Origin of the sequence: Burkholderia sp. 22PA0099 (assembly GCF_047497165.1) — a bacterium.
GTDB lineage: Bacteria > Pseudomonadota > Gammaproteobacteria > Burkholderiales > Burkholderiaceae > Burkholderia.
This window is the reverse complement of the sequence record NZ_CP163165.1, coordinates 1,736,233-1,757,952: the sequence shown is the minus strand read 5'-3', so window position 1 is coordinate 1,757,952 and position 21,720 is coordinate 1,736,233. Positions and strand designations below refer to the sequence as shown.

Below are 21,720 nucleotides of genomic sequence, written 5' to 3'. Positions count from 1 at the left end.
TGCCCCGCGCCGGGCTGCCGGTCTAGAATAGCGGTTTTCCCTTGCCCTTCCCGTCGTGATTCGTTTCAACCAGTTCAGTCTTGCGCGCGGCACCAAGCCGCTGTTCGAGGGCACCACCTTCGCGCTCAACCCCGGCGAAAAGGCCGGCCTCGTCGGTGCGAACGGCGCGGGCAAATCCACGCTGTTTTCGGTGCTGCGCGGCGAATTGCACGCCGACGGGGGCGATTTCTCGATGCCGCCGTCTTGGCAGATCGCCCACGTCTCGCAAGAAACGCCGGCCGTCGATCGCACCGCACTCGATTACACGCTCGACGGCGACGCCATGCTGCGCCGCATCGAGGCTCGCATCGCGGCGGCCGCCGCCGCGCACGACGGCTCGGCCGAAGCCGAGGCGCACGTGGCGTTCGCCGATGCCGATGGCTACACCGCGCCGGCGCGCGCCGAGGCGTTGCTGCTCGGGCTCGGTTTCACGCTCGCGCAAACGCGTGAAAGCGTGGCGAATTTCTCGGGCGGCTGGCGCATGCGCCTGAATCTCGCGCAGGCGCTGATGTGCCGCTCCGACCTGCTGCTGCTCGACGAACCGACCAACCACCTGGATCTCGACGCAATCGTCTGGCTGGAAGATTGGCTGCACCGCTACGCGGGCACGCTCGTCGTAATCTCCCACGATCGCGAATTCCTCGATGCGATCTGCAACGTCACGCTGCATCTCGAAGCGCGCCAGGTGAAGCGCTACGGCGGCAACTACTCGCAGTTCGAAGTGCTGCGCGCGCAGCACATGGCGCTGCAACAGAGCGCCTACGACAAGCAGCAGAAAACCATCGAGCACCTGCAAAGCTTCATCGATCGCTTCAAGGCCAAGGCCTCGAAGGCCAAACAGGCGCAAAGCCGTGTCAAGGCGCTGGAGAAGATGGAGCGGCTCGCGCCCACGCAGGCCGGGTCGGCGTTCAGCTTCGAATTCCGCACGCCCGATTCCGCACCGAACCCGATGCTGATCATGGAAGACGTGGTGTGCGGCTATCACGGCAACGACGGCACGGCGCTGCCGATCGTCGAGCGCGTCGCACTGTCGATCCAGAACGGCCAGCGCATCGGCCTGCTCGGCGCCAACGGCCAGGGCAAATCCACGCTGATCAAGACCCTGGCCGGCACGCTCGAACCGCTTGCCGGCGACGTGCGCGGCGGCAAGGGCCTGACAATCGGTTATTTCGCCCAGCATCAGCTCGAAACGCTGCGTCCCGACGATTCGCCGCTCGCGCATCTGGCGCGCATCGCGCCGGACACCCGCGAGCAGGAACTGCGCGACTTCCTGGGCGGCTTCAATTTCTCGGGCGACATGGCGTCGTCGCCCATCGCGCCGTTCTCGGGCGGCGAGAAGGCTCGGCTCGCGCTGGCGCTGATCATCTGGCGCAAGCCGAACCTGCTGCTGCTCGACGAACCGACCAACCACCTCGACCTCGAAACGCGCGACGCACTCACGCTGGCGCTCGCCCAGTTCGATGGCACGCTGATCCTCGTCTCGCACGATCGTCACTTGCTGCGTGCCACCACCGACCAGTTCATGCTGGTTGCCAAGCACCGTATCCAGCCGTTCGACGGCGATCTCGACGACTACCGCGACTGGCTGCTGCAACACGCGGCCGACCAGCGCGCGGCGGCGCGCGGCGATGCCGCCGCGGCAGCCGACAGCGGCGCCGGTGCGGCGAACCGCAAGGATCAGAAACGTCAGGAAGCGGAAGCGCGGCAACGCCTGTCGCAGGTCAAGAAACCGCTGCAGACGAAGGTCGCGAAAATCGAGAAGGAGATGGAAAAGCTCAATGCCGACAAGGCGCAGCTCGATGCCTTCGTGGCCGATGCGGGCAGCTATGCCGCCGAGAAGAAAGCCGAGCTGACCGAAACGATCCGCAAGCTCGGCGATGTCAACGCCAAGCTCGAAGCGCTGGAAATCGACTGGCTCGATCTGCAGGAGCAGCTCGAACAGATCGGCTGACGCACCAAGGCCAGGCGCGTCAGCCGCGGCAAGCCGGCGGTATCGGCCCGCGCGCCGTTCAACGACGCGGCAAGGTCTCGCGCGGCATCTGCTCGTCGTCGTGCATCAGGTAGCGGCGCCCGTCGAGCGGGCGGCGGATGGTCTCCACCACTTCGGCTTCGGTCACATGCTCGGCCACCACGCGCCGCGCGATCCGCCCCTCGTCATCGACCCACTCGATGATCCGGCAGCCACCGCCGAACGGCGGCCGGATTGGCTCCGAAACACGGCAGCCACGCAGATTGTAGAGGCGCTGATCGATGATTTGCTGGAGCTGTTTCAAGGCGGGATCTTCCATTCACACCTGCGGGACGCATTGCGGCCAAGCATAGGGGAAAACCACCGCGAGACGAGTTACAGCCCGGCCCGGAAACGTTACATGGAGTTACGCGTGCAGCAGGGCTGCGATGGCCCTCATTCGAGGCCGCGCACGCGATCGATGGCCTGCTCGATGCGCTCGACCGCAATCACGGTGAGCCCCTCGATCGGCTGCTTGGGCGCATTGGCCTTGGGAATCAGGGCGGTGGTGAAGCCCAGCTTGGCGGCCTCGCGCAGCCGGTCCTGACCGCGCGGCGACGGCCGGATCTCGCCGGCCAGGCCCACTTCCCCGAACACGACCAGCCCCTTCGGCAACGCTTTGTTACGCATCGACGAGTGGATCGCCAGCAGCACCGCGAGGTCGGCCGCCGGCTCGGTAATCTTGACGCCCCCAACAGCGTTCAGGAACACGTCCTGATCGAAGCAGGCGATGCCCGCATGACGGTGCAGCACGGCGAGCAGCATGGCGAGCCGGTTCTGTTCGAGGCCGACCGCGAGCCGGCGCGGGTTCGGCACGTTGGCCGTGTCGACCAGCGCCTGCACCTCGACCAGCAGCGGCCTCGAACCTTCCTGCGTCACCATCACGCAGGAGCCGGGCACCACCTCTTCATGCTGCGACAGGAACAGCGCCGACGGATTCGACACGCCGCGCAGGCCGCGCTCGGTCATCGCGAACACGCCCAGTTCGTTGACCGCGCCGAAGCGATTCTTGATCGCGCGCACCAGCCGGTAGGACGAATGGGTGTCGCCCTCGAAATACAGCACGGTGTCGACGATGTGTTCGAGCACGCGCGGCCCGGCCAGCGCCCCTTCCTTCGTGACGTGGCCGACCATGATGATCGCGGTGCCCGATTGCTTGGCGATGCGCGTGAGCTGCGCCGCGCATTCGCGCACCTGCGCGACCGAGCCGGGCGCGGAGGTCAGCGCTTCCGAATAGACGGTCTGGATCGAATCGATCACGGCCACGTCGGGCCGCTCGGCGGCGATCGTCGCCTGGATCTTTTCGAGCTGGATTTCGGCAAGCAGCTTGAGGTCGGCCGCATCGCCGCCGTGATCGAGCAGCGCCAGCCGCTGCGCGCGCAGCGCGATCTGGGCCGCCGATTCCTCGCCGCTGATATAGAGCGCGCGGCGCTGGCTGGCCAGTTGCGCCAGCGATTGCAGCAGCAGCGTGGATTTGCCGATGCCCGGGTCGCCGCCGATCAGCACCACGCCGCCGGCCACCAGGCCGCCGCCCAGCACGCGATCGAACTCGCCGATGCCGGTCGAGAAACGCGGCACGTCGGCTGCGTCGATGTCGGCCAGCCGCTGCACCGGCGCGCTCTTGGCGAGCGCCTGAAAACGGTGCGTGGAAGGCGCCTCGGACGCCGATTCGACCAGCGTGTTCCAGGCATGGCAGGACGGGCACTGGCCGGCCCACTTCGGCGACTGTCCGCCGCATTCGGTACAGGTATAGACGGTTTTCTGTTTCGCCACGGATGCGCCCTTATTCCGCACGCACGGGCACGCGCGGTGCGACGGCGCACATCAGCTCGTAGCCGACCGTGGAACAGTGCGCGGCGACGTCGTCGATCGGCAGCGCCTCGCCCCACAGCTCGACGCGCGCACCGATGCCGGCGCCGGGCACCGGTGTCAGATCAACCGTGATCATGTCCATCGAGACGCGGCCGACGATCCGGGTGCGCACGCCGTCCACCACGATCGGCGTGCCTTCGGGCGCGATGCGCGGATAGCCGTCCGCATAGCCGCAGGCCACCACGCCGATCCGCATCGGCGCGGGCGCGACGAACGCGCCGCCGTAGCCCACTGCCTGCCCCTTCGCGATGTTCTGCACCGCGATCAGTTGCGAGGTGAGCGTCATGGCCGGTTGCAGGCCCGCGCCGGCGATATCGGCCGCGCGGCCCGAGGGCGAGGCGCCATAGAGCAGGATGCCGGGCCGGACCCAGTCGAAATGCGTGTCGGGATGCCACATCACGGCGGCCGAATTGGCCAGGCTGCGTGCCCCGGCGATGCCTTCCGCGCCGCGCGAGAAGGCGGCCATCTGGTCGGCCACGCCGCGCTCGCCGTCGGCGTCCGCGAAATGGGTCATCAGGGTGATCTGGCCGATGCCGGGGCAGGTGCGCGCCCGCTCCCAGGCGGCACGGTATTTCTCCGCGCCGTAGCCGAGCCGGTTCATGCCGCTGTTCATCTTCAACTGGATATTGACGGGCTTGGACAGCCGCGCCGTTTCGAGCATCCGCAGTTGATCGTCGTTATGGACCGTGGTGGTCAGGCTGTAACGGTCGATCACGTCCACGTCGGTGGAGCGGAAGAAGCCCTCGAGCAGCAGGACCGGCCCCGCCCAGCCCAGTTCGCGCAGCCGCACCGCCTCTTCGAGGTCGAGCAGGCCGAACCCGTCGGTGCCGCGCAGGCCCGGGAACGCTCGCGCGAGCCCATGCCCGTAGGCATTGGCCTTGACGACGGCCCACACCTTCGAGCGAGGGGCGAAGCGGCGAGCTGCCGCGAGATTGTTAACGAGTGCAGCAGTGTGAATCGTGGCGGAAATCGGGCGCGGCATAGGGAAATTTCATAAACACGCAGGCGAATCAGCAGCTTACCGCACCTTGTGGGTGCCGTGCCGTGACGAACCCGGAGCGATCGGGGATTCTTGCTAGTCGGATTTGACGTATTTTCGTGATATAAAGCCGTGCGCACAACCTATTTTGCACGGGATAGTCCGAATGCACGGCCCCTGCGGCCGAGCCGCAGCGAGGAAAGCATCGCTTCAGATGAAAAAAGGTTTTTACTCCATCATGGCCGCGCAGTTTTTCTCGTCGCTGGCCGACAGTGCGCTTCTCATCGCCGCCATCGCCCTGCTGAAAGATCTGCATGCGCCGAACTGGATGATTCCGCTGCTCAAGCTGTTTTTCGTCCTGTCGTACGTGGTTCTGGCCGCCTTCGTCGGCGCGTTCGCCGACTCACGGCCGAAGGGCCGCGTGATGTTCATCACGAATTCGATCAAGGTGGTCGGTTGCCTGATCATGCTGGTCGGCGCACATCCGTTGATCGCCTATGGCATCGTCGGCTTCGGCGCGGCCGCCTATTCGCCCGCCAAATACGGCATCCTGACCGAACTGCTGCCGCCTGACCGGCTGGTTGCGGCCAATGGCTGGATCGAGGGCACCACGGTCGGTTCGATCATTCTCGGCACGGTGCTCGGCGGTGCGCTGATCAACCCGCATATCGCCGCGCACGTGATCGCCTACACGCCGGCCGCGGTCAATACGCCGGCCGAAGCCGCGATGCTCGTGATCATGGCGATCTACGTGGTGGCCGCGCTGTTCAATCTGCGCATTCCCGATACCGGCGCGCGCTACCCGAAGCAGCAGCAAAGCGTGATCCGCCTGGTGACCGATTTCGCCGAATGCTTCAACGTGCTCTGGCACGACAAGCTGGGCCAGATCTCGCTGGCCGTCACCACCCTGTTCTGGGGCGCCGGCGCCACGCTGCAATTCATCGTGCTGAAGTGGGCCGAGGTGTCGCTCGGCATGTCGCTGTCCGAAGGCGCGATCCTGCAGGCCGTGGTGGCGCTCGGCGTGGCCGGCGGCGCCATGGCGGCCGCCAGCAAGATCCCGCTCAAGAAATCGCTGAAGGTGCTGCCGGTCGGCATCGTGATGGGCCTGGCCGTCATGATGATGGCGTTCTACACGCGCGATCTGCTGCCGCATCACTGGGTGCTGCATTTCGGCAGCATCCGGATTCCCGGCTATCTGATGATCGCCTACCTGTTCCTGATGATAGTGGGCGCGTTGTCCGGCTTCTTCGTGGTGCCGATGAACGCGCTGCTGCAGCATCGCGGCCACGTGTTGCTGTCGGCCGGCCATTCGATCGCGGTGCAGAACTTCAACGAGAACCTGTCGGTGCTCGTGATGCTGTGCCTCTATGCAATGCTGGTCTGGCTCGATGTGCCGGTGGGCGTCGTGATCGTGCTGTTCGGCACCTTCGTGTGCCTGACCATGTGGCTCGTGATGCGTCGCCATATCGCCAATCAGCGGCAATTCGATTCGGTCGCGCTGATCGGCGAACCACGCCACTGAGCCACCGCTGTTCACCCGGCGCGGCACCGCTCGCCGCGCCGTCCGATCCTGCTTCCTGCAGCCGGCCTGCCCGGCCGGCACCCCAGCGATGACCCGCTCGCCCATCCCGAACGCCCTGACCATCGCCGGCTCCGATTCCGGCGGCGGGGCAGGCATCCAGGCCGATCTCAAGGCCTTTTCCGCACTCGGCGCCTACGGCGCGAGCGTCATCACCGCGCTGACCGCGCAGAACACGCGCGGCGTCACCGCCGTGCATGCGCCCGACGCCGGTTTCGTGACGGCCCAGCTCGACGCCGTGTTCGACGACATCCGCATCGACACCGTCAAGATCGGCATGCTGGCCAATGCCGATATCGTCCGCGCGGTGGCCCAGGCGTTGCAACGCCATGCGCCGCCGTTCGTCGTGCTCGATACCGTGATGATCTCGAAGAGCCGCCATGCGCTGCTCGCGCCCGAAGCCGTGGCCGCGCTGCGCGACACGCTGCTGCCGCTCGCCGACCTGGCCACGCCGAACCTGCCCGAAGCCGCCGCGCTGCTCGGCTGCGCGGAAGCCATCGACGAAGCACAGATGATCGAGCAAGGCCGCGCGCTCGTCGCACGCGGCGCGAAGGCCGTGCTGATGAAGGGCGGCCACCTGCCCGACGCGGCCCGCAGCCCCGACTGGCTGATTCGCGCCGGCGACGAGCAACGCATCGACGGCGCGCGGATTCCGGTCGCGCATACGCACGGCACCGGCTGCACGCTGTCGGCCGCGATCGCGGCGCTGCGCCCGCAACGCGACGATCTGACCGGCGCGGTGGTCGACGCCAAGCACTATCTGGCCGGCGCGATCGCCGCGAGCACGCAACTGAGCGTGGGCCACGGCGTCGGGCCGGTTCATCATTTCCATCGTTGGTGGTAAGCGGGTAAGCCGGTGAGCGAGCGGGCGCCCGGCCGGAACCTCAGCGCGCGACCTGCGCGAATGCGCCGGCGCGTTGCGGCCAGTCGTCGTCGACGATGAAGCCGCGACGCGTCTCGTGCCAGACACCGCGTTCGCCCGGCACCAGCGCCGCAACGAGCGACGGCGCGGCGCGCGCCGCCACGGCGTCGAACAGCGCCAACGCCTCGACCGGCGCCAGCGGATCGCCGGCTTCGAGGCGCCGTGGCGCGAGCCACGCGAGACGCGGCAACACCACCCAGCGCGTCGCCGCCGGTTCGCGCGCCGCCAGCGCCGGCCAATCGCCGCGCGTGGCCCAGAAGCCGCGCGGGTGCGCCGCGTCGAGTTCGGCCGGCGACGCCGGTGCGCTGCCGTCGAGCGCGACGCCGTCATCGCGATAAAACAGCCAGCCCTTGACGAACATGCGCGCCGCCCACGGCCCGGGCTGCCCCGCGAACGCGAACTCCTCGCGCGCGCTGAGCGGCAATTGATGCTCGACGAGACGCCGGAACTTGAGATCGAAACGGTCCGCCAGATTCGGGCCGACATAGTCGCGCAACGCGGCCTCGCCCACCGTGGCGGCACACAGATAGCACTTCACCGCCAGCTCCCAATGCAGCCGTTCGCCGTCGGGCGCGACCAGCAGGAAATCGCATTCGCCGAGCGTGCGGCCGCTGACGCGCACCGGCAGGTTCGCGGCCACCAGCGTCCAGGCGGGGCCATGCGCGGCAAAGAACGCCAGCAGCGTTTCGGCGTAACGGCCGAGGCGGGTCGGCTGCGCGGCTTCGACGGCCTGCCGCAGCGGCGCCGGCTCGGCATCGAGCGCGGCAAGCCACGCCAGCACGCGCGCGGCCTCGGCATCGCCCTGCCACGGCCGGGCCAGCGGCGCGGCGGCCGAGTCCGCCAGCAGGTCGGCACTGGCCAGCAGCCACGCGAGATCGCGCACCGCCACATCGCGCAGCCCCACCCACGGTGCGGACCGCGCGGCCTCCGTCATGCGTCGCCCGGCTGGCCGTCTTGCGCGGCGCTGCCGGCCTGGCCCGCGTCGCGATAGGTATCGCGCGCGAGGCACAAGTCGGCCCAGGATTTGGCCTTGTCCGGCAGGCTGCGCAGCAGGTAGGCCGGATGGTAGGACACGATCACCGGCACGCCTTCGTACTGATGCACGCGCCCGCGCATCGAGGCGATGCTGGCGTCGGATTTCAACAGGGTTTGCGCGGCGAAGCGGCCCAGCGCGACGATCAGCTTCGGCTTGACCAGCGCCACCTGCCGTTGCAGATACGGCTCGCAGCGCGCCACTTCGTCCGGCTCGGGATTGCGGTTGCCGGGCGGCCGGCACTTGATCACGTTGGCGATATAGACGTTCTCGCCACGCTTGAGCGACACCGCGTGCAGCATGCTGTCGAGCAGCTTGCCGGCCTGGCCGACGAACGGCTCGCCCTGCTTGTCCTCGTTCTCGCCGGGCGCTTCGCCGATCAGCATCCAGTCGGCCTCGCGATCGCCCACGCCGAACACCGTCTGCGTGCGCTTCTCGCAGAGACGGCAGCTCTCGCAGGCCGATACGCGCGATTCGAGTTCGTCCCAGCCGAGATCGGCGACCGATGCACGCGCGGCGGACGGACGGACTGGCTCGGCCGGTTCGAAGCCATGCGGCGGCAGATCGGTAGCGGGGGCGAGATCGAACCAGGCGGAATCGTCGGGTGCGGGCTCGGCCCCTGCTTCGGGCATGGCAGGCTGGGCGCGGCGTGGTTCCGGTTCGGCCTGGCGTGGTTCCGGTTCGGCCTGGCGCGGTGCAGGTTCGGCATCGCGGCGCGACGTGGCGGGCAGCGGTGCGCGATCCTGCGGCGCTTGCGCCCTGTCGCCCTGCGGGACATCGCCATCGCGCGCGGCCGGCAGCGGCTCCCGGCGTGGCGTGGCTTCGCGCGAGGCTGGCTGCACTGCGGCGGTGCGCGCGTCGGCAACCACCGCCGCATCCGCGGCAACCGCCGTGTCGCCGCCGTTTTCCGCCCCTTCCACGCGACGCACCCAGCGCGGCCCGAGGCCCATTTCGTCGAGCGCCGAATCAAGCCAGGTCATGCGCGCCTCCTTGCGAGCCAAATGACAGCCGCATCACGATCGCATCCTCGCGCGTGCGGTGCCGGGCCGGGTAATAGTTCTTGCGGCGGCCGATCGTCTCGAAGCCGAAGCGTTCGTAGAGCCGGATCGCTCGCGGGTTGCTGGGTCGCACTTCGAGCAGCACGCTGTCGAGCCGCTCGGCGCGCGCGATCCGCACCGCGTCGCGCAGCAGCGCCAGCCCGCAGCCGCCATGCTGCGCGGCGGGCGCCACGCACAGATTGAGCAGATGCATCTCGTCGACCACCGGCATCAGCACGCAATAGCCGATCAGCGTGCCGGTCACGTGCCGCATGCAGACGCCGAAATAGCCGTTGCGCAGCGAATCCTCGAAATTGCCGCGCGACCACGGGAATTCGTAGGCCGCCTGCTCGATCACGACCACCTCGTCGAGATCGGCATCGGTCATCGGCGCGAGATAACGATCGGTCATCAGCACGCCGCTCATCGCTTCGCCTCCTGCGCCGCGCGCGCGGCGAGCCGTTCGGCCGTGGTTTGGGCGACCTTGTTGCGCACGTACTCGGGCGCGGCCTGATCGGCCGGCACCGCGCGGCCGGCGCGGAACGCGCGCAGCGCGACCTGCGCGACCGGCACCGCGTGCGGCAACGCCGCGCCATCCACCCGCGCCGCGCGCGCGGCGGCCGGCAGCCGCTCGCCGAACGCCGCGGCGGCGTTGCCGACCAGCGTGAACGGCGCGTCGGGCATGACGAGCGCATCGGGCGCGTCGAGCGAGGCCGGCTGCAGCGTGCGCCAGTCGCCGGCGGCATCGTCCCAGGCGTAGTCGGCCCAGTAGGCTTCGTCCATGCGCGCGTCGAGCGCGGCCAGCACGCGCACGGGGGGCGCTTGGCCGGCAGCAAGCGCGTTGAGCCGCGCGTGTTCGGCGCAGGCCAGCAGCGTGCCGACCGGCACCACCGGCAGATCGCGGCCGAACGCGAGCCCCTGCGCCACGCCGGTAGCGGTGCGCAGGCCCGTGAACGAACCCGGCCCGGCGCCGAATGCGATCGCGGCGCAATCGGCCAGCGTGAAGCCGGCCTCGTCGAGCAATTCGCGCACGGCCGGCAGCACGCGCGTGCTGGAGACGGCGCCCGTTTCGTCGTGGCGGAACCAGATGCGGGGGGCAGAAGAGGCGCTCGCGTCGGCGGGCGCGGCGATCAGGGCGACCGAGCAGAATTCGGTCGAGGTATCGATGGCGAGGAGCACTGTTTGCGTCATGGCCGACATTGTAATGCGGCGCCCCGCCGGTTCGGGCGTTTCCGGACAGCCGGCCGCACACGCGCCTCGCACCGGTTTGGAAGGAACGCTCGACCCGCCGCGCGGCGCCGCTTGCTACCATCTGCCGACCTGAAAACCCACGGAGACACCGCATGAGCGACATCACCGCCCAGTTCAAGCAAGCCCAGGACGACGTCCAGCAACTGACCGAGCGCCCCGGCAACATGACGCTGCTGCGCCTCTACGCGCTCTACAAGCAAGGCAGCGAAGGCGACGTGCACGGCGACAAGCCGGGCTTCACCGATATCGTCGGCAAATACAAGTACGACGCCTGGGCCGCGCTCAAGGGCACCGCGCAGGAGCAGGCCCAGCAGCAGTACGTGCAGCTCGTCGAAGACCTGAAGAACGGCACCGCCTCGTAGGCCGCCGCGGTGCGACGCCGCTGATGTGCGACATAAGTGGCGTCAAACGTAAGCAATCGTGTCGAACCGGCGTGCAACGCGCCGGCATTTCACAAAAACGCCATCCAGCAGTGGCGCGCCGCAGCAAATCCGGCTATACTCGCCTCCGCATCACGCACTGGCCGGCCATGTGCTCCCACCGCCTGATGCCTCGTACGTTTCGCTCCAATCCAGTTTAGAACCTGTCCCCTCCTGCCTCTCTGGGCCCCTGCGGCCATCAAAGTATCAGGCTGGCGGCGTGTTCGGCGATGTCCGGTTTCCGGGCTCCGCCGTGTGCCGCACCCGAAACAGCTTCTTGACGCCCCCGTGAGTGAGTCTGCGTTCTCCGAACGCGGACGTCCGTCACGTTCCCGATTTGCTCGATGCACTTGTCGACTTGGGCATGCACGATTGGCGCCGACGTTTAACCTACCGTGTTTCAAGGATTGATATGACTTCGAGCCAACCCCAAAGCCCCCTCACCGCGATTGCAGACGAAGCACTCGGCGTGACGACCCCCGACGCGCCGGCGCCCGTCGAGGCAGCCGCGCAACCGGTGATCGACGGCCCGACCTTCGAATCGCTCGGGCTGTCGCCGGAGATCGTTTCCGCACTGCAGGCCGCCGGCTATGTGAAGCCGACGCCGGTTCAGGAGCGTGCGATCCCCGCCGGCATCGCTGGCCGCGACTTGCTGGTGTCCAGCCCGACCGGTTCGGGCAAGACCGCCGCGTTCATGCTGCCCGCCATCGAGCGCTTCGCCCAAGTGCAGAAGACGCAGGCGCAACAGCCGCGTGAGCCGCAATCGGCCGACCGTCGCCAGCGTCGCCCGCAGCCGGTCGCAAAGCCGCAACTGCTGGTCCTCACGCCCACCCGTGAACTCGCGATGCAGGTCACCACGGCCGCCGCGAACTACGGCAAGCACCTGCGCCGCCTGCGCACCGTCAGCATTCTCGGCGGCGTGGCCTACGGCCAGCAGCTGATGCTGCTCGCCAAGAACCCGGAAATCCTCGTTGCGACGCCGGGCCGTCTGCTCGACCACCTCGAGCGCGGCCGTATCGATCTGTCGGATCTGAAGATCCTGGTGCTCGACGAAGCCGACCGCATGCTCGACATGGGCTTCATCGACGACATCGAAACGATCGTCGCGGCCACGCCGGCCTCGCGTCAAACGATGCTGTTCTCGGCCACGCTCGACGGCAAGATCGGTTCGCTGACGGGCCGCCTGCTGAAGGATCCGGAACGCATCGAAATCGTCCAGAAGCTCGAAGCGCGCACCAACATCGCCCAGACCGTCCACTACGTCGACGACCGCGATCACAAGGACCGTCTGCTCGATCACCTGCTGCGCCACGAGTCGCTCGACCAGGCGATCATCTTCACGGCCACCAAGATCGACGCCGACAACCTGGCCGGCCGTCTGGCCGACGCCGGTTTCGAATCGGCCGCCCTGCACGGCGACCTGCCGCAAGGCGCACGCAACCGCACGATCCGCGCACTGCGCGAGCGCCGTGTGCGCGTGCTGGTCGCCACCGACGTGGCCGCGCGCGGGATCGACATCCCGGGCATCACGCACGTGTTCAACTACGACCTACCGAAGTTCGCCGAAGACTACGTTCACCGTATCGGTCGCACCGGCCGTGCCGGCCGCACCGGCACCGCGGTGAGCCTGGTGCACCACGCCGAGCAAGGCGCGCTCAAGCGCATCGAGCGCTTCGTGCGTTCGCCGCTGCCGGTCAACGTCGTCGAAGGCTTCGAGCCGCGCAAGGCCCCCCCGCGCAATGGCGCGCCGAGCGGCGGCCGTGGCCGTCCGGGCAACGGCAATGGTGGCCGCCGCTTCGGCAGCGGCGCCGGCAAGCCGGCCGGCAGCCGTGAAGGCGGCTACGGTGGCGGCAACCGCGAAGGCGGTCGCAGCTATGGCAGCGGCAACGGTGGCGGCAATGGCGGCGGCTGGAGCGGCAAGTCGGCCGGCGGCAACCGTGAAGGCGGCTTCGGCGGCGGCAATCGCGAAGGCGGTTACGGTGGCGGCAACCGTCGCAGCGACGGCCCGCGCGGCCCGCGTCGCGGCACGGCCTGAGCGAATGCACGGGTGAACGAGCGGCCCTGAACGGCCCTCGCCTCGCCCGTCTCGTGGCTCGCGCATGAACAACCGGTGCTTCGGCACCGGTTTTTTTTCGCCTGCGCCTGAAATTTCACGATGCGAAAAATTTTTTTGCCTCGTAAAAAATCATGTTGCGTGGCACAAGGACGCGATTGCGAGATGGGAAACCGCATTCCCCATTGTGAAACGAATCACACAAGCAATTGATTCATAACGATTAAATAATTTAGAGAGACGCATCCAAGCCGCTATCACCACGCCCGCCGCTTCCCTAGACTCTTCTACAAGAGTTCACGAAACGCGGCGCCCGGTTCTCCACCCCGCCCGCCGACGTGACCCCGGATTCGATACTCATCCCGATTCACACTCATTCAAGGAGTCGATCATGTCGCGTCAACAACAGGCGAAGGAACTGCAACAGAAGTGGGAAACCGATCCGCGCTGGAAGGGCATCAAGCGCGCCTATACGGCTGAAGACGTGATCCGCCTGCGCGGTTCGATCGAAGTCGAGCACACGCTGGCCAAGCGCGGCGCCGAAAAGCTCTGGAGCCTCGTCAACGACGAGCCGTTCGTCAACGCGCTCGGCGCGCTGACCGGCAACCAGGCCATGCAGCAGGTGAAGGCCGGCCTCAAGGCGATCTATCTGTCGGGTTGGCAAGTGGCGGGCGACGCGAACGTGGCCGGCGAGATGTACCCGGATCAGTCGCTGTATCCGGCCAACTCGGTGCCGCTGGTGGTCAAGCGCATCAACAACACGCTGACGCGCGCCGACCAGATCCAGTGGTCGGAAGGCAAGAACCCGGGCGACGAAGGCTATGTCGACTACTTCGCACCGATCGTGGCCGATGCCGAAGCCGGCTTCGGCGGCGTGCTCAACGCGTTCGAGCTGATGAAGGCGATGATCGAATCGGGCGCCTCGGGCGTGCACTTCGAGGATCAACTGGCCTCGGTCAAGAAGTGCGGCCACATGGGCGGCAAGGTGCTGGTGCCGACCCGCGAGAACGTCGCGAAGCTGACCGCCGCGCGCCTCGCCGCCGACGTGATGGGCACGCCGACCGTGCTGATCGCCCGCACCGACGCCGAAGCGGCCGACCTGATCACGTCCGACGTCGACGACAACGACAAGCCGTTCCTGACCGGCGAGCGCACCGTCGAAGGCTTCTACCGCACCAAGCCGGGCATCGAGCAGGCCATCTCGCGCGGCCTCGCCTATGCGCCATACGCCGACCTGGTGTGGTGTGAAACCGGCAAGCCGGATCTCGAGTACGCGAAGAAGTTCGCCGAGGCGATCCACAAGCAGTTCCCGGGCAAGATGCTGTCGTACAACTGCTCGCCGTCGTTCAACTGGAAGAAGAACCTCGACGACGCGACGATCGCGAAGTTCCAGAAGGAACTCGGCGCGATGGGCTACAAGTTCCAATTCATCACGCTGGCCGGCTTCCACTCGCTGAACTACTCGATGTTCAACCTCGCGCACGGCTACGCCCGTTCGCAGATGAGCGCGTTCGTCGAGTTGCAGCAGGCCGAGTTCGCGGCCGCCGACAAGGGCTTCACGGCGGTCAAGCATCAACGCGAAGTGGGCACCGGCTACTTCGACGCGGTCACGCAGACGGTCGAGCGCGACGCTTCGACCACGGCGCTGCATGGCTCGACCGAGGACGAACAGTTCTTCGACAGCAAGAAGGTCGCCTGAACGGCTGATCGGCAAGGAACCCGCTGGCACGGGTCAGGCGCTTCCCCGATGCGCCGCTTCAGGGAGCGATAACAACAAGCCAGGACAAGCCGGGCGCGCGATGCACGCGTCCGGCAGCGGAGACGCCCGACACGGGCCAATCCAGTTTCAAGGTCGTTACGACCCGCGCGCCGGCTTCGGCGCGCGGTTTTTCCGTTTACACCGCCGCCATGCGACCACGCTTGCCGCAACCGCCGTGGTGATCTGCAGCGCGGTCATCGCTTCATCGGTATGCAACCGCCGGCATCTTCGAATGCGTGAGCACGCGCGGCGTCTCGCTGGCGATCGGCAGGCGTCCCCCACTCGATGGCAGGTCGACCGGCCGGCGCTGCCGCCACGGCAACGGATTCGTTCCAACATCGGAAACGCCGAGCGCACGGCCTTCGCCGGTCAGCCCCAGTATCCGGGCCGTTCGTAGGTGTGCTTGAGGAAATCGAGAAACAGGCGCACGCGCAGCGGCAAATGGCGGCGCTGCGGAAACACCGCGTGGATGCCGATCGGCGGCGCGGCGAATGCGTCGAGCACGCTGACCAGCCGGCCCGCCGCGATATCCGCGCCGACCTCCCACCACGAGCGCCACGCCAGCCCCTGCCCGGCCAGACACCATTCGTGCAGCACCGCGCCGTCCGAGCATTCCATCGTGCCGTTCACGCGGATCGACACGGTCCGCTCGTCCTGCTGGAACACCCAGCCGCGCTGCTGGTTGGCATTGGCGGCCAACGCCAGGCAGTGATGACGCGCCAGATCGTCAAGCGTGGCCGGCGTGCCGGCCCGCGCCAGGTAGCCGGGCGAGGCCACGCACACGCGCCGGTTTTCCCCGAGCTTCAGCGACACCAGCGACGAATCGGGCAGCTCGCCGAGCCGCACCGCGCAATCGAAGCCCTCGTTGACGAGATCGACCACCCGATCCGACAGATCGAGCGTGATCGTCACGTCAGGGTGCGCGCCCGTGAACGCCGGGATCAGCGGCGCAACGTGCCGGCGCCCGAAACCGGCCGGCCCCGACACGCGCAGATGGCCGCTCGCCTTCACGCCGCCGGCCGACACGCTGGCCTCCGCGTTCTGCATGTCGTGCACGATGCGCTGGCAATCCTCCAGAAAGGCCGAGCCCTCGAACGTCAGCGTGAGCTTGCGCGTCGTGCGCACCAGCAGCTTGACGCCCAACCGCTCCTCCAGCGCATCGAGCCGACGGCCGATGATGGCCGGCGCGACCCCCTCGGCGTTCGCGGCGGCCGACAGGCTGCCCTTCGCGGCAACGGAGATGAAAGTCTCGATCTGCTTGAAACGGTCCATGAGGAAAGGCGAAAGCGGAAAGGAAACACGGGACGTCGCGCCCGCGATGACCGCCAGACTAGGTTGGTAAAAGTAAAAGATCAAGTGATCGTTAGCCGCCTTTTGAGCCGCTCGCATCACGAATAGAATCGGCTTCCGACCTCTCACCGGAGCGCACGGCCATGTCGCCCATCGCGGCCCCCTTCCCCAAAGCCATCCTGTTCGACGCCTACGGCACGCTGTTCGACGTGCACGCCGTGGTGGCGGCGGCCGAGCAATTGTTCCCGGGGCGCGGCGAGGCGCTCTCGCAACTCTGGCGGCGCAAGCAGATCGAGTACACGCAGTTGCGCACGCTGTCGGCGCCGGACGGCGCGCGCTACCGCCCGTTCTGGGACATCACGCTCGATGCGTTGCGCCATGCCGCGCGCTCGCTGGGCCTCGCGCTCGGCGCGTCGGCCGAGAAGCGCCTGATGGACGAATACGCCTGCCTGTCCACCTATCCCGACACGGTGCCCGTGCTGCGCCGCCTGCGCGCGCTGCCCGGCGCCCCCCGGCTGGCGATCCTGTCGAACGGCGACACCCGCATGCTCGACATCGCCGTGAAAAGCGCCGGCATGGCGGGCCTGTTCGATCGCGTGCTGTCGGTGGAAGCCGTACGCGCCTACAAGCCGGCCGAGGCCGCCTACCGGCTCGGCACCCGCGCATTCGACGCCGAGCCGCACGAGATCGCGTTCGTCTCGTCGAACGGCTGGGATGCCGCCGGTGCGGGCTGGTTCGGCTACACCACGTTCTGGCTCAATCGCAGCGGCGCGCCGGGCGAGGAACTCGGCATCGCGCCGGCCGCCACCGGCGCCGGCATGGACGACCTGCTCGCCTTCGTGACCGGCCTCGCCGCCTGAAGGCCACGCGCATCGGATGGCGGCGCTCTTACAATAGCGGTCCGCCTTCGTTGCCCGACCGCATTCGATGAACCCGTCCGACGCCTCGATCACGATCGACATCCCGCCCGAATTCGCGCCCACGCCCGAGCACCCGTTGCGCGTGCGGCCCCGGCCGATGCCGGCCGCCACGCGCATCCCGCAGCACACGCACGCCTGGGCGCAGCTCGCCTACGCACCGCGCGGCGTGCTGCGCGTGACGACGGCCGGCACCACCTGGATGGTCCCGCCGTCGCGCGCAATCTGGACGCCGCCGCACGTCGCGCACGAGATCGTGGTGGTCGAGGACGCGTTCCTGCGCACGCTCTATATCGACGAATCCGCGATTCCCGACGGCCTCGCCGATTGCCGCGTGGTGGAAGTGTCGGGGCTGCTGCGCGAGTTGATCGTCGCGCTCGATGCGCGCGACCTGCAGCAGGCGCGTGAACGGATGCTGACCGCGCTGATCCTCGACGAACTGACACGCAGCGAGCCGTTGCCGCTTGCCGTGCCGATGCCGACCGAAAAACGGCTGCGCGCGCTATGCGAGGCCGTGCTCGCGCATCCGGCGCAGGCCGAATCGCTCGACTACTGGGCCGCCCACGTGGGCGCGAGCACGCGCACCATCGCGCGGCTGTTCCGTCAGGAGTTGGGGGTGAGTTTCACGCAATGGCAGCAGCAGGCGCTGCTCGCACGGGCGATCCCGCTGCTGAACCAGGGGCGGCCGATGTCGCACGTCGCGCAGGAGCTGGGCTATCAAAGCCAGAGCGCGTTCTCGGCGATGTTCCGGCGGGCCTTCGGGAAAAGCCCGCGTGCGTTCATGCTCGGCGACGCGGGCGCGCCGCCGCCCGATCCTGAAGATCCCGCTGCGCTGGCCGAACTGGCTGCACGCGACGATACGGCCTGAGCGCGCTCACGACGGCATTGGGGTGGCCCTCGCCGCGCGCTCAATGCACGCGCCGCACCATGTGGCGAATCGAACCGAGTTGCGCGAGCCGTGGCCCCGCGAGCCGATAGCCCATGCGCAGATAGAGTTTGGCGGCCGGGTTGTCCACGAACACGCGCAATTGCGTTTCGCGCAGCCCGCGCGCCTGCGCCCAGCGATGCGCCGTGTCGAGCAGATAGCTGCCCGCGCCGAAGCCGCGATGCCCTGCGCTGATCTGCACGTCGCGGATATGCAGCGAATCGCCCTCTTCGGTCAGCCGCATCATGCCGACGCGTGCGCCGTCGCGCTCCAGAATGAAGTTCTCCGATTCGCACCAGCTCAGATAGAACAGATCGGCGCGCCACTGCAAACCGTGGCGGCGATAGTAATCGCCCATGTTGGCGTGCGTGAGCATTTCGGCGAATTCGAAATCCGCCGGCTCGGCCGGGCGAAGCTGAAACAGCAGTCTGACGTCGATGGGATCGAACATGGCATCGTGAAATATCCCGGATCCCCGCCACGATAACCTAGCGCGCCGCCGATGCAATGCCGGATTGCCCCGATTTGCAGCGGCGCGCGAAATTCGGCGACAGAGCCGGCTTGCCCCAACAGTGCACCAAAGCAAAAAGCCCGTTCAGGACATCCTGAACGGGCTTTGCATTCTGGCGGAGCGGACGGGACTCGAACCCGCGACCCCCGGCGTGACAGGCCGGTATTCTAACCAACTGAACTACCGCTCCAGCTTTTCACTACCACCAGCAGGCGTTGGTCGCTCCTGCCGGCACATCGATCGAATCAATCTCGAACGACGCCTGTATTTGGCGTCCCCTAGGGGATTCGAACCCCTGTACTCACCGTGAAAGGGTGATGTCCTAGGCCTCTAGACGAAGGGGACTGCGTACTGCTTTTATTGCCGCGTTGTTGGTGGAGGTAAGCGGGATCGAACCGCTGACCTCTTGCATGCCATGCAAGCGCTCTCCCAGCTGAGCTATACCCCCCTGCACCGCGACAACACTACTACCTGCTCATTTACAACAAAGCCCGTTCAACGAACAGCCGAACGGGCTTGACGTATCTGGCGGAGCGGACGGGACTCGAACCCGCGACCCCCGGCGTGACAGGCCGGTATTCTAACCAACTGAACTACCGCTCCAGCTTTTCACTACCACCAGCAGGCGTTGGTCGCTCCTGCCGGCACATCGATCGAATCAATCCGAACGACGCCTGTATTTGGCGTCCCCTAGGGGATTCGAACCCCTGTACTCACCGTGAAAGGGTGATGTCCTAGGCCTCTAGACGAAGGGGACTGCGTACTGCTTCAACTGCTTGCACCTTTAACGATAAAGCCCGTTCATCGAAACAGCCGAACGGGCTTTGCGTGTTGGTGGCGGAGCGGACGGGACTCGAACCCGCGACCCCCGGCGTGACAGGCCGGTATTCTAACCAACTGAACTACCGCTCCACACTATGCTTCCCGACTGGCCGGCGCATTCTGCTGCCGGCCCATCAACATCGCGCCAACCGGGCACGACGCTTTGACTGGCGTCCCCTAGGGGATTCGAACCCCTGTACTCACCGTGAAAGGGTGATGTCCTAGGCCTCTAGACGAAGGGGACAAAATCTTTGCAGATTTGTCTTGCTGCTGGTTTTTGCTGTTTTGCGCATTCAGCAAAGACCGAGATTCTTACTGATTTTCAGCGTTTTGTGAAGGATTTTTTTCAACCCGTTCACGACAAGCGCTTTAACCAAGATACTGCATAAACACTGTTCTGTTGGTGGAGGTAAGCGGGATCGAACCGCTGACCTCTTGCATGCCATGCAAGCGCTCTCCCAGCTGAGCTATACCCCCTTGCAGAACAGAAACGAGATTATAGAGAGCGACTTGGGGTTTGTAAATACCCTTTTTATCGGAATCACAAAATTTCCACCCCGCGTTCAGCCCGGAAACCGCCCGCCTCAAGCGCAGGCGGACGGCCTCCGAAACCGCCCTCACCTCACGCCGCGAGACGCGACACGACGGCATCGCGATCCAGCAACGCCAGCACCGCATCGATCGACGGCGTGTGCGTGGTGCCGACCACCAGCAAGCGCACCGGCATCGCGAGTTGCGGCATCTTCAGGCCGTGCGCGGCCAGCGCGCCTTTCAGCGCCGCGGCGATGCCTTCCTTGGTCCACTCGGCCGTTTTCAACGCAGTGGCGAGATCGGCCAGCGCGGGCTTCACGGCATCGGTCACGCGCTGCGCGAGTTCTTCCGCATCGGGTGCCGGCACGCGGTAGAACATCGCGGCGCCCTCGACGATTTCCTTGATGGTCGAGGCGCGATCCTTCATCAGGCCGATCACGGCCGGCAGCGCCGCGCCGTTTTCGAGCGTGGGCTCGTCAATGCCGAGCGCCGCGAAGAACGGCTTGGCCAGCTCGGCCAGGCGCGCGTTGTCCGCTTCCTTGATGTAGTGATTGTTGAGCCAGTCGAGCTTGGCCTGGTCGTACTGCGCCGGCGACTTGCCGAGGTGCGCGAGGTCGAACCACGACACGAACTGTTCGCGCGAGAAGATTTCCGCGTCGCCGTGCGACCAGCCGAGGCGCGCCAGGTAGTTGAGCACGGCTTCCGGCAGATAGCCTGCGTCGCGGTAGCCCATCACGCTCATCGCGCCGTGCCGCTTGCTCATCTTTTCGCCCTGCTCGTTCAGCACGGTGGGCAAGTGGGCGTAGACCGGCTCCTGGCCGCCGAGCGCGCGCAGGATATTGATCTGGCGCGGGGTGTTGTTGACGTGATCGTCACCGCGAATCACGTGCGTGATCTGCATGTCGAGATCGTCGACGACAACACAGAAGTTGTAGGTCGGCGTGCCGTCGGGGCGCGCGATCACGAGGTCGTCGAGTTCCTCGTTCGAGATTTCGATCGTGCCCTTCACCGCGTCGTCCCACACCACCGAGCCGGTCAGCGGGTTGCGGAAACGCAGCACCGGCCGCACGCCGGCCGGCGGCTCGGGCAGCACCTTGCCCGGCTCCGGGCGCCAGGTGCCGTCGTAGCGCGGCTTTTCGCCGGCCTCGCGCTGGCGTTCGCGCAGCGCGTCCAGTTCCTCGCTCGACATGTAGCACGGATAGACGAGCCCCTTTTCGACCATCTGCGCGAGCACCTCGCGGTAACGGTCCATGCGCTGCATCTGGTAGAACGGGCCTTCGTCGAAATCGAGATCGAGCCACTTCATGCCTTCGAGGATCGCGTCCACCGAGGCTTCCGACGAACGCTCGACATCGGTGTCCTCGACGCGCAGCACGAACACGCCCTGCGTGCTGCGGGCGAACGCCCACGGATAGAGCGCGGAGCGGATGTTGCCGAGGTGGATGAAGCCGGTCGGGCTGGGCGCGAAACGGGTACGGACAGGACGGGTCATGGGCGGAAACTCGATGGCCGCTTGCGCGGCTCGGATGACAAACGACGCGGCGACGGCGCACGGTGCGCGCCATGCGCGCGGGCGCAGCCGGCGCCGGAACGAAATAAAAACGATCCGGAATTATACCCGCCGCGCGCCGGCTTCGAAGGGCTGGCGGACCAGACCGAACGGCCGGGCCGAACCGGCGCGCGCAGCCGCCCTCGCCCTTCGCCGGTTCCCGCCCACGCCCTGCCGCTTGATTTATGATGTGCGCGCCGCGGCGGGTCCGCCGCGCGCGAGGC

The 21,720-nt window shown here is 67.1% G+C and carries 18 protein-coding genes and 8 tRNA genes; 8 read left to right on the top strand and 18 right to left on the bottom strand.

Annotated elements, in window-relative coordinates; genetic code table 11:
- Positions 1 to 55: 55 nt before the first annotated feature.
- Complete coding sequence (locus AB4851_RS23435; RefSeq protein ID WP_414442205.1) at positions 56 to 1,990, top strand: ATP-binding cassette domain-containing protein; 1,935 nt, start codon at positions 56 to 58, stop codon at positions 1,988 to 1,990.
- A 58-nt stretch (positions 1,991 to 2,048) separates the two neighbouring features.
- Here the strand turns inward: AB4851_RS23435 and AB4851_RS23430 are convergent, their stop codons facing one another.
- The 3 genes from AB4851_RS23430 to alr form a co-directional block, all read right to left on the bottom strand.
- Positions 2,049 to 2,327, bottom strand: a complete 279-nt coding sequence (locus AB4851_RS23430; RefSeq protein WP_414442206.1) for a DUF2866 domain-containing protein — start codon at positions 2,325 to 2,327, stop codon at positions 2,049 to 2,051.
- Positions 2,328 to 2,443: 116 nt separating this feature from the next.
- Positions 2,444 to 3,820 carry a DNA repair protein RadA gene (gene radA / locus AB4851_RS23425; protein WP_414442207.1) on the bottom strand — a complete coding sequence of 459 codons (1,377 nt, stop codon included), beginning with the start codon at positions 3,818 to 3,820 and terminating at the stop codon, positions 2,444 to 2,446.
- A gap of 10 nt (positions 3,821 to 3,830) precedes the next feature.
- Positions 3,831 to 4,901 (bottom strand): alanine racemase, encoded by a 1,071-nt coding sequence (gene alr / locus AB4851_RS23420; protein ID WP_414442208.1) that lies wholly within the window; start codon positions 4,899 to 4,901, stop codon positions 3,831 to 3,833.
- Between the two features lie 211 nt (positions 4,902 to 5,112).
- Between alr and lplT the strand changes: the two genes are divergently transcribed.
- Both lplT and thiD read left to right on the top strand, forming a co-directional pair.
- The gene (gene lplT, locus AB4851_RS23415) at positions 5,113 to 6,420 is read left to right on the top strand and encodes a lysophospholipid transporter LplT (protein WP_414442209.1); all 1,308 of its coding nucleotides are present in this window, start codon (positions 5,113 to 5,115) and stop codon (positions 6,418 to 6,420) included.
- Positions 6,421 to 6,508: 88 nt separating this feature from the next.
- The gene (thiD, locus tag AB4851_RS23410; RefSeq protein WP_414451655.1) at positions 6,509 to 7,321 is read left to right on the top strand and encodes a bifunctional hydroxymethylpyrimidine kinase/phosphomethylpyrimidine kinase; all 813 of its coding nucleotides are present in this window, start codon (positions 6,509 to 6,511) and stop codon (positions 7,319 to 7,321) included.
- A 40-nt stretch (positions 7,322 to 7,361) separates the two neighbouring features.
- On the opposite strand, the gene AB4851_RS23405 is transcribed toward thiD, so the two are convergent.
- Genes AB4851_RS23405 through tsaB form a run of 4 tightly spaced genes read right to left on the bottom strand, consistent with a single transcriptional unit; the run spans position 7,362 to position 10,669 of the window.
- Complete coding sequence (locus tag AB4851_RS23405; RefSeq protein ID WP_414451654.1) at positions 7,362 to 8,333, bottom strand: DUF1853 family protein; 972 nt, start codon at positions 8,331 to 8,333, stop codon at positions 7,362 to 7,364.
- Complete coding sequence (locus AB4851_RS23400; protein WP_414451653.1) at positions 8,330 to 9,412, bottom strand: uracil-DNA glycosylase family protein; 1,083 nt, start codon at positions 9,410 to 9,412, stop codon at positions 8,330 to 8,332. Before AB4851_RS23400 ends, AB4851_RS23405 begins: the two co-directional genes overlap by 4 nt.
- Entirely contained in the window at positions 9,399 to 9,896 is a 498-nt protein-coding gene (gene rimI, locus AB4851_RS23395) for a ribosomal protein S18-alanine N-acetyltransferase (protein ID WP_414442213.1), read from the bottom strand. Before rimI ends, AB4851_RS23400 begins: the two co-directional genes overlap by 14 nt.
- Positions 9,893 to 10,669: a tRNA (adenosine(37)-N6)-threonylcarbamoyltransferase complex dimerization subunit type 1 TsaB gene (gene tsaB, locus AB4851_RS23390; RefSeq protein ID WP_414451652.1), complete on the bottom strand. Its 777-nt coding sequence runs from the start codon at positions 10,667 to 10,669 to the stop codon at positions 9,893 to 9,895. Before tsaB ends, rimI begins: the two co-directional genes overlap by 4 nt.
- Before the next feature lie 143 nt (positions 10,670 to 10,812).
- On the opposite strand from tsaB, the gene AB4851_RS23385 reads away from it, so the two are divergent.
- From AB4851_RS23385 to aceA, 3 genes are all read left to right on the top strand, one after another.
- Positions 10,813 to 11,082: an acyl-CoA-binding protein gene (locus AB4851_RS23385; protein ID WP_414442215.1), complete on the top strand. Its 270-nt coding sequence runs from the start codon at positions 10,813 to 10,815 to the stop codon at positions 11,080 to 11,082.
- A 469-nt stretch (positions 11,083 to 11,551) separates the two neighbouring features.
- On the top strand, positions 11,552 to 13,174 hold the full coding sequence (locus tag AB4851_RS23380) for a DEAD/DEAH box helicase (RefSeq protein ID WP_414451651.1): 1,623 nt from the start codon (positions 11,552 to 11,554) through the stop codon (positions 13,172 to 13,174).
- A 409-nt stretch (positions 13,175 to 13,583) separates the two neighbouring features.
- The gene (aceA, locus tag AB4851_RS23375) at positions 13,584 to 14,891 is read left to right on the top strand and encodes an isocitrate lyase (protein ID WP_414442217.1); all 1,308 of its coding nucleotides are present in this window, start codon (positions 13,584 to 13,586) and stop codon (positions 14,889 to 14,891) included.
- Positions 14,892 to 15,320: 429 nt separating this feature from the next.
- Here the strand turns inward: aceA and AB4851_RS23370 are convergent, their stop codons facing one another.
- Positions 15,321 to 16,223, bottom strand: a complete 903-nt coding sequence (locus AB4851_RS23370) for a LysR family transcriptional regulator (protein WP_414442218.1) — start codon at positions 16,221 to 16,223, stop codon at positions 15,321 to 15,323.
- A 161-nt stretch (positions 16,224 to 16,384) separates the two neighbouring features.
- On the opposite strand from AB4851_RS23370, the gene AB4851_RS23365 reads away from it, so the two are divergent.
- Positions 16,385 to 17,101 carry a haloacid dehalogenase type II gene (locus AB4851_RS23365; RefSeq protein WP_414451650.1) on the top strand — a complete coding sequence of 239 codons (717 nt, stop codon included), beginning with the start codon at positions 16,385 to 16,387 and terminating at the stop codon, positions 17,099 to 17,101.
- A gap of 67 nt (positions 17,102 to 17,168) precedes the next feature.
- A complete protein-coding gene (locus AB4851_RS23360; RefSeq protein ID WP_414451649.1) occupies positions 17,169 to 18,026 on the top strand; it encodes an AraC family transcriptional regulator in 858 nt (285 codons plus the stop codon).
- A 40-nt stretch (positions 18,027 to 18,066) separates the two neighbouring features.
- Here AB4851_RS23360 and AB4851_RS23355 read toward each other — a convergent pair whose 3' ends face one another.
- The 10 genes from AB4851_RS23355 to gltX all read right to left on the bottom strand — a co-directional run bounded on the left by AB4851_RS23355 (position 18,067) and on the right by gltX (position 21,439).
- Positions 18,067 to 18,534, bottom strand: coding sequence for a GNAT family N-acetyltransferase (locus AB4851_RS23355; protein WP_414451648.1), 468 nt, complete (start codon positions 18,532 to 18,534; stop codon positions 18,067 to 18,069).
- Between the two features lie 173 nt (positions 18,535 to 18,707).
- Positions 18,708 to 18,784: transfer RNA gene (locus tag AB4851_RS23350), tRNA-Asp, on the bottom strand.
- 79 nt (positions 18,785 to 18,863) lie between these two features.
- A tRNA-Glu gene (locus AB4851_RS23345) sits at positions 18,864 to 18,939 on the bottom strand.
- A 27-nt stretch (positions 18,940 to 18,966) separates the two neighbouring features.
- Positions 18,967 to 19,042, bottom strand: a tRNA-Ala gene (locus tag AB4851_RS23340).
- Positions 19,043 to 19,120: 78 nt separating this feature from the next.
- A tRNA-Asp gene (locus AB4851_RS23335) sits at positions 19,121 to 19,197 on the bottom strand.
- A gap of 78 nt (positions 19,198 to 19,275) precedes the next feature.
- Positions 19,276 to 19,351 (bottom strand) — tRNA-Glu (locus tag AB4851_RS23330).
- A 78-nt stretch (positions 19,352 to 19,429) separates the two neighbouring features.
- Positions 19,430 to 19,506: transfer RNA gene (locus AB4851_RS23325), tRNA-Asp, on the bottom strand.
- Between the two features lie 78 nt (positions 19,507 to 19,584).
- A tRNA-Glu gene (locus AB4851_RS23320) sits at positions 19,585 to 19,660 on the bottom strand.
- 157 nt (positions 19,661 to 19,817) lie between these two features.
- Positions 19,818 to 19,893: transfer RNA gene (locus AB4851_RS23315), tRNA-Ala, on the bottom strand.
- Between the two features lie 145 nt (positions 19,894 to 20,038).
- Positions 20,039 to 21,439 (bottom strand): glutamate--tRNA ligase, encoded by a 1,401-nt coding sequence (gene gltX / locus AB4851_RS23310; RefSeq protein WP_414451647.1) that lies wholly within the window; start codon positions 21,437 to 21,439, stop codon positions 20,039 to 20,041.
- Positions 21,440 to 21,720: the final 281 nt, after the last annotated feature.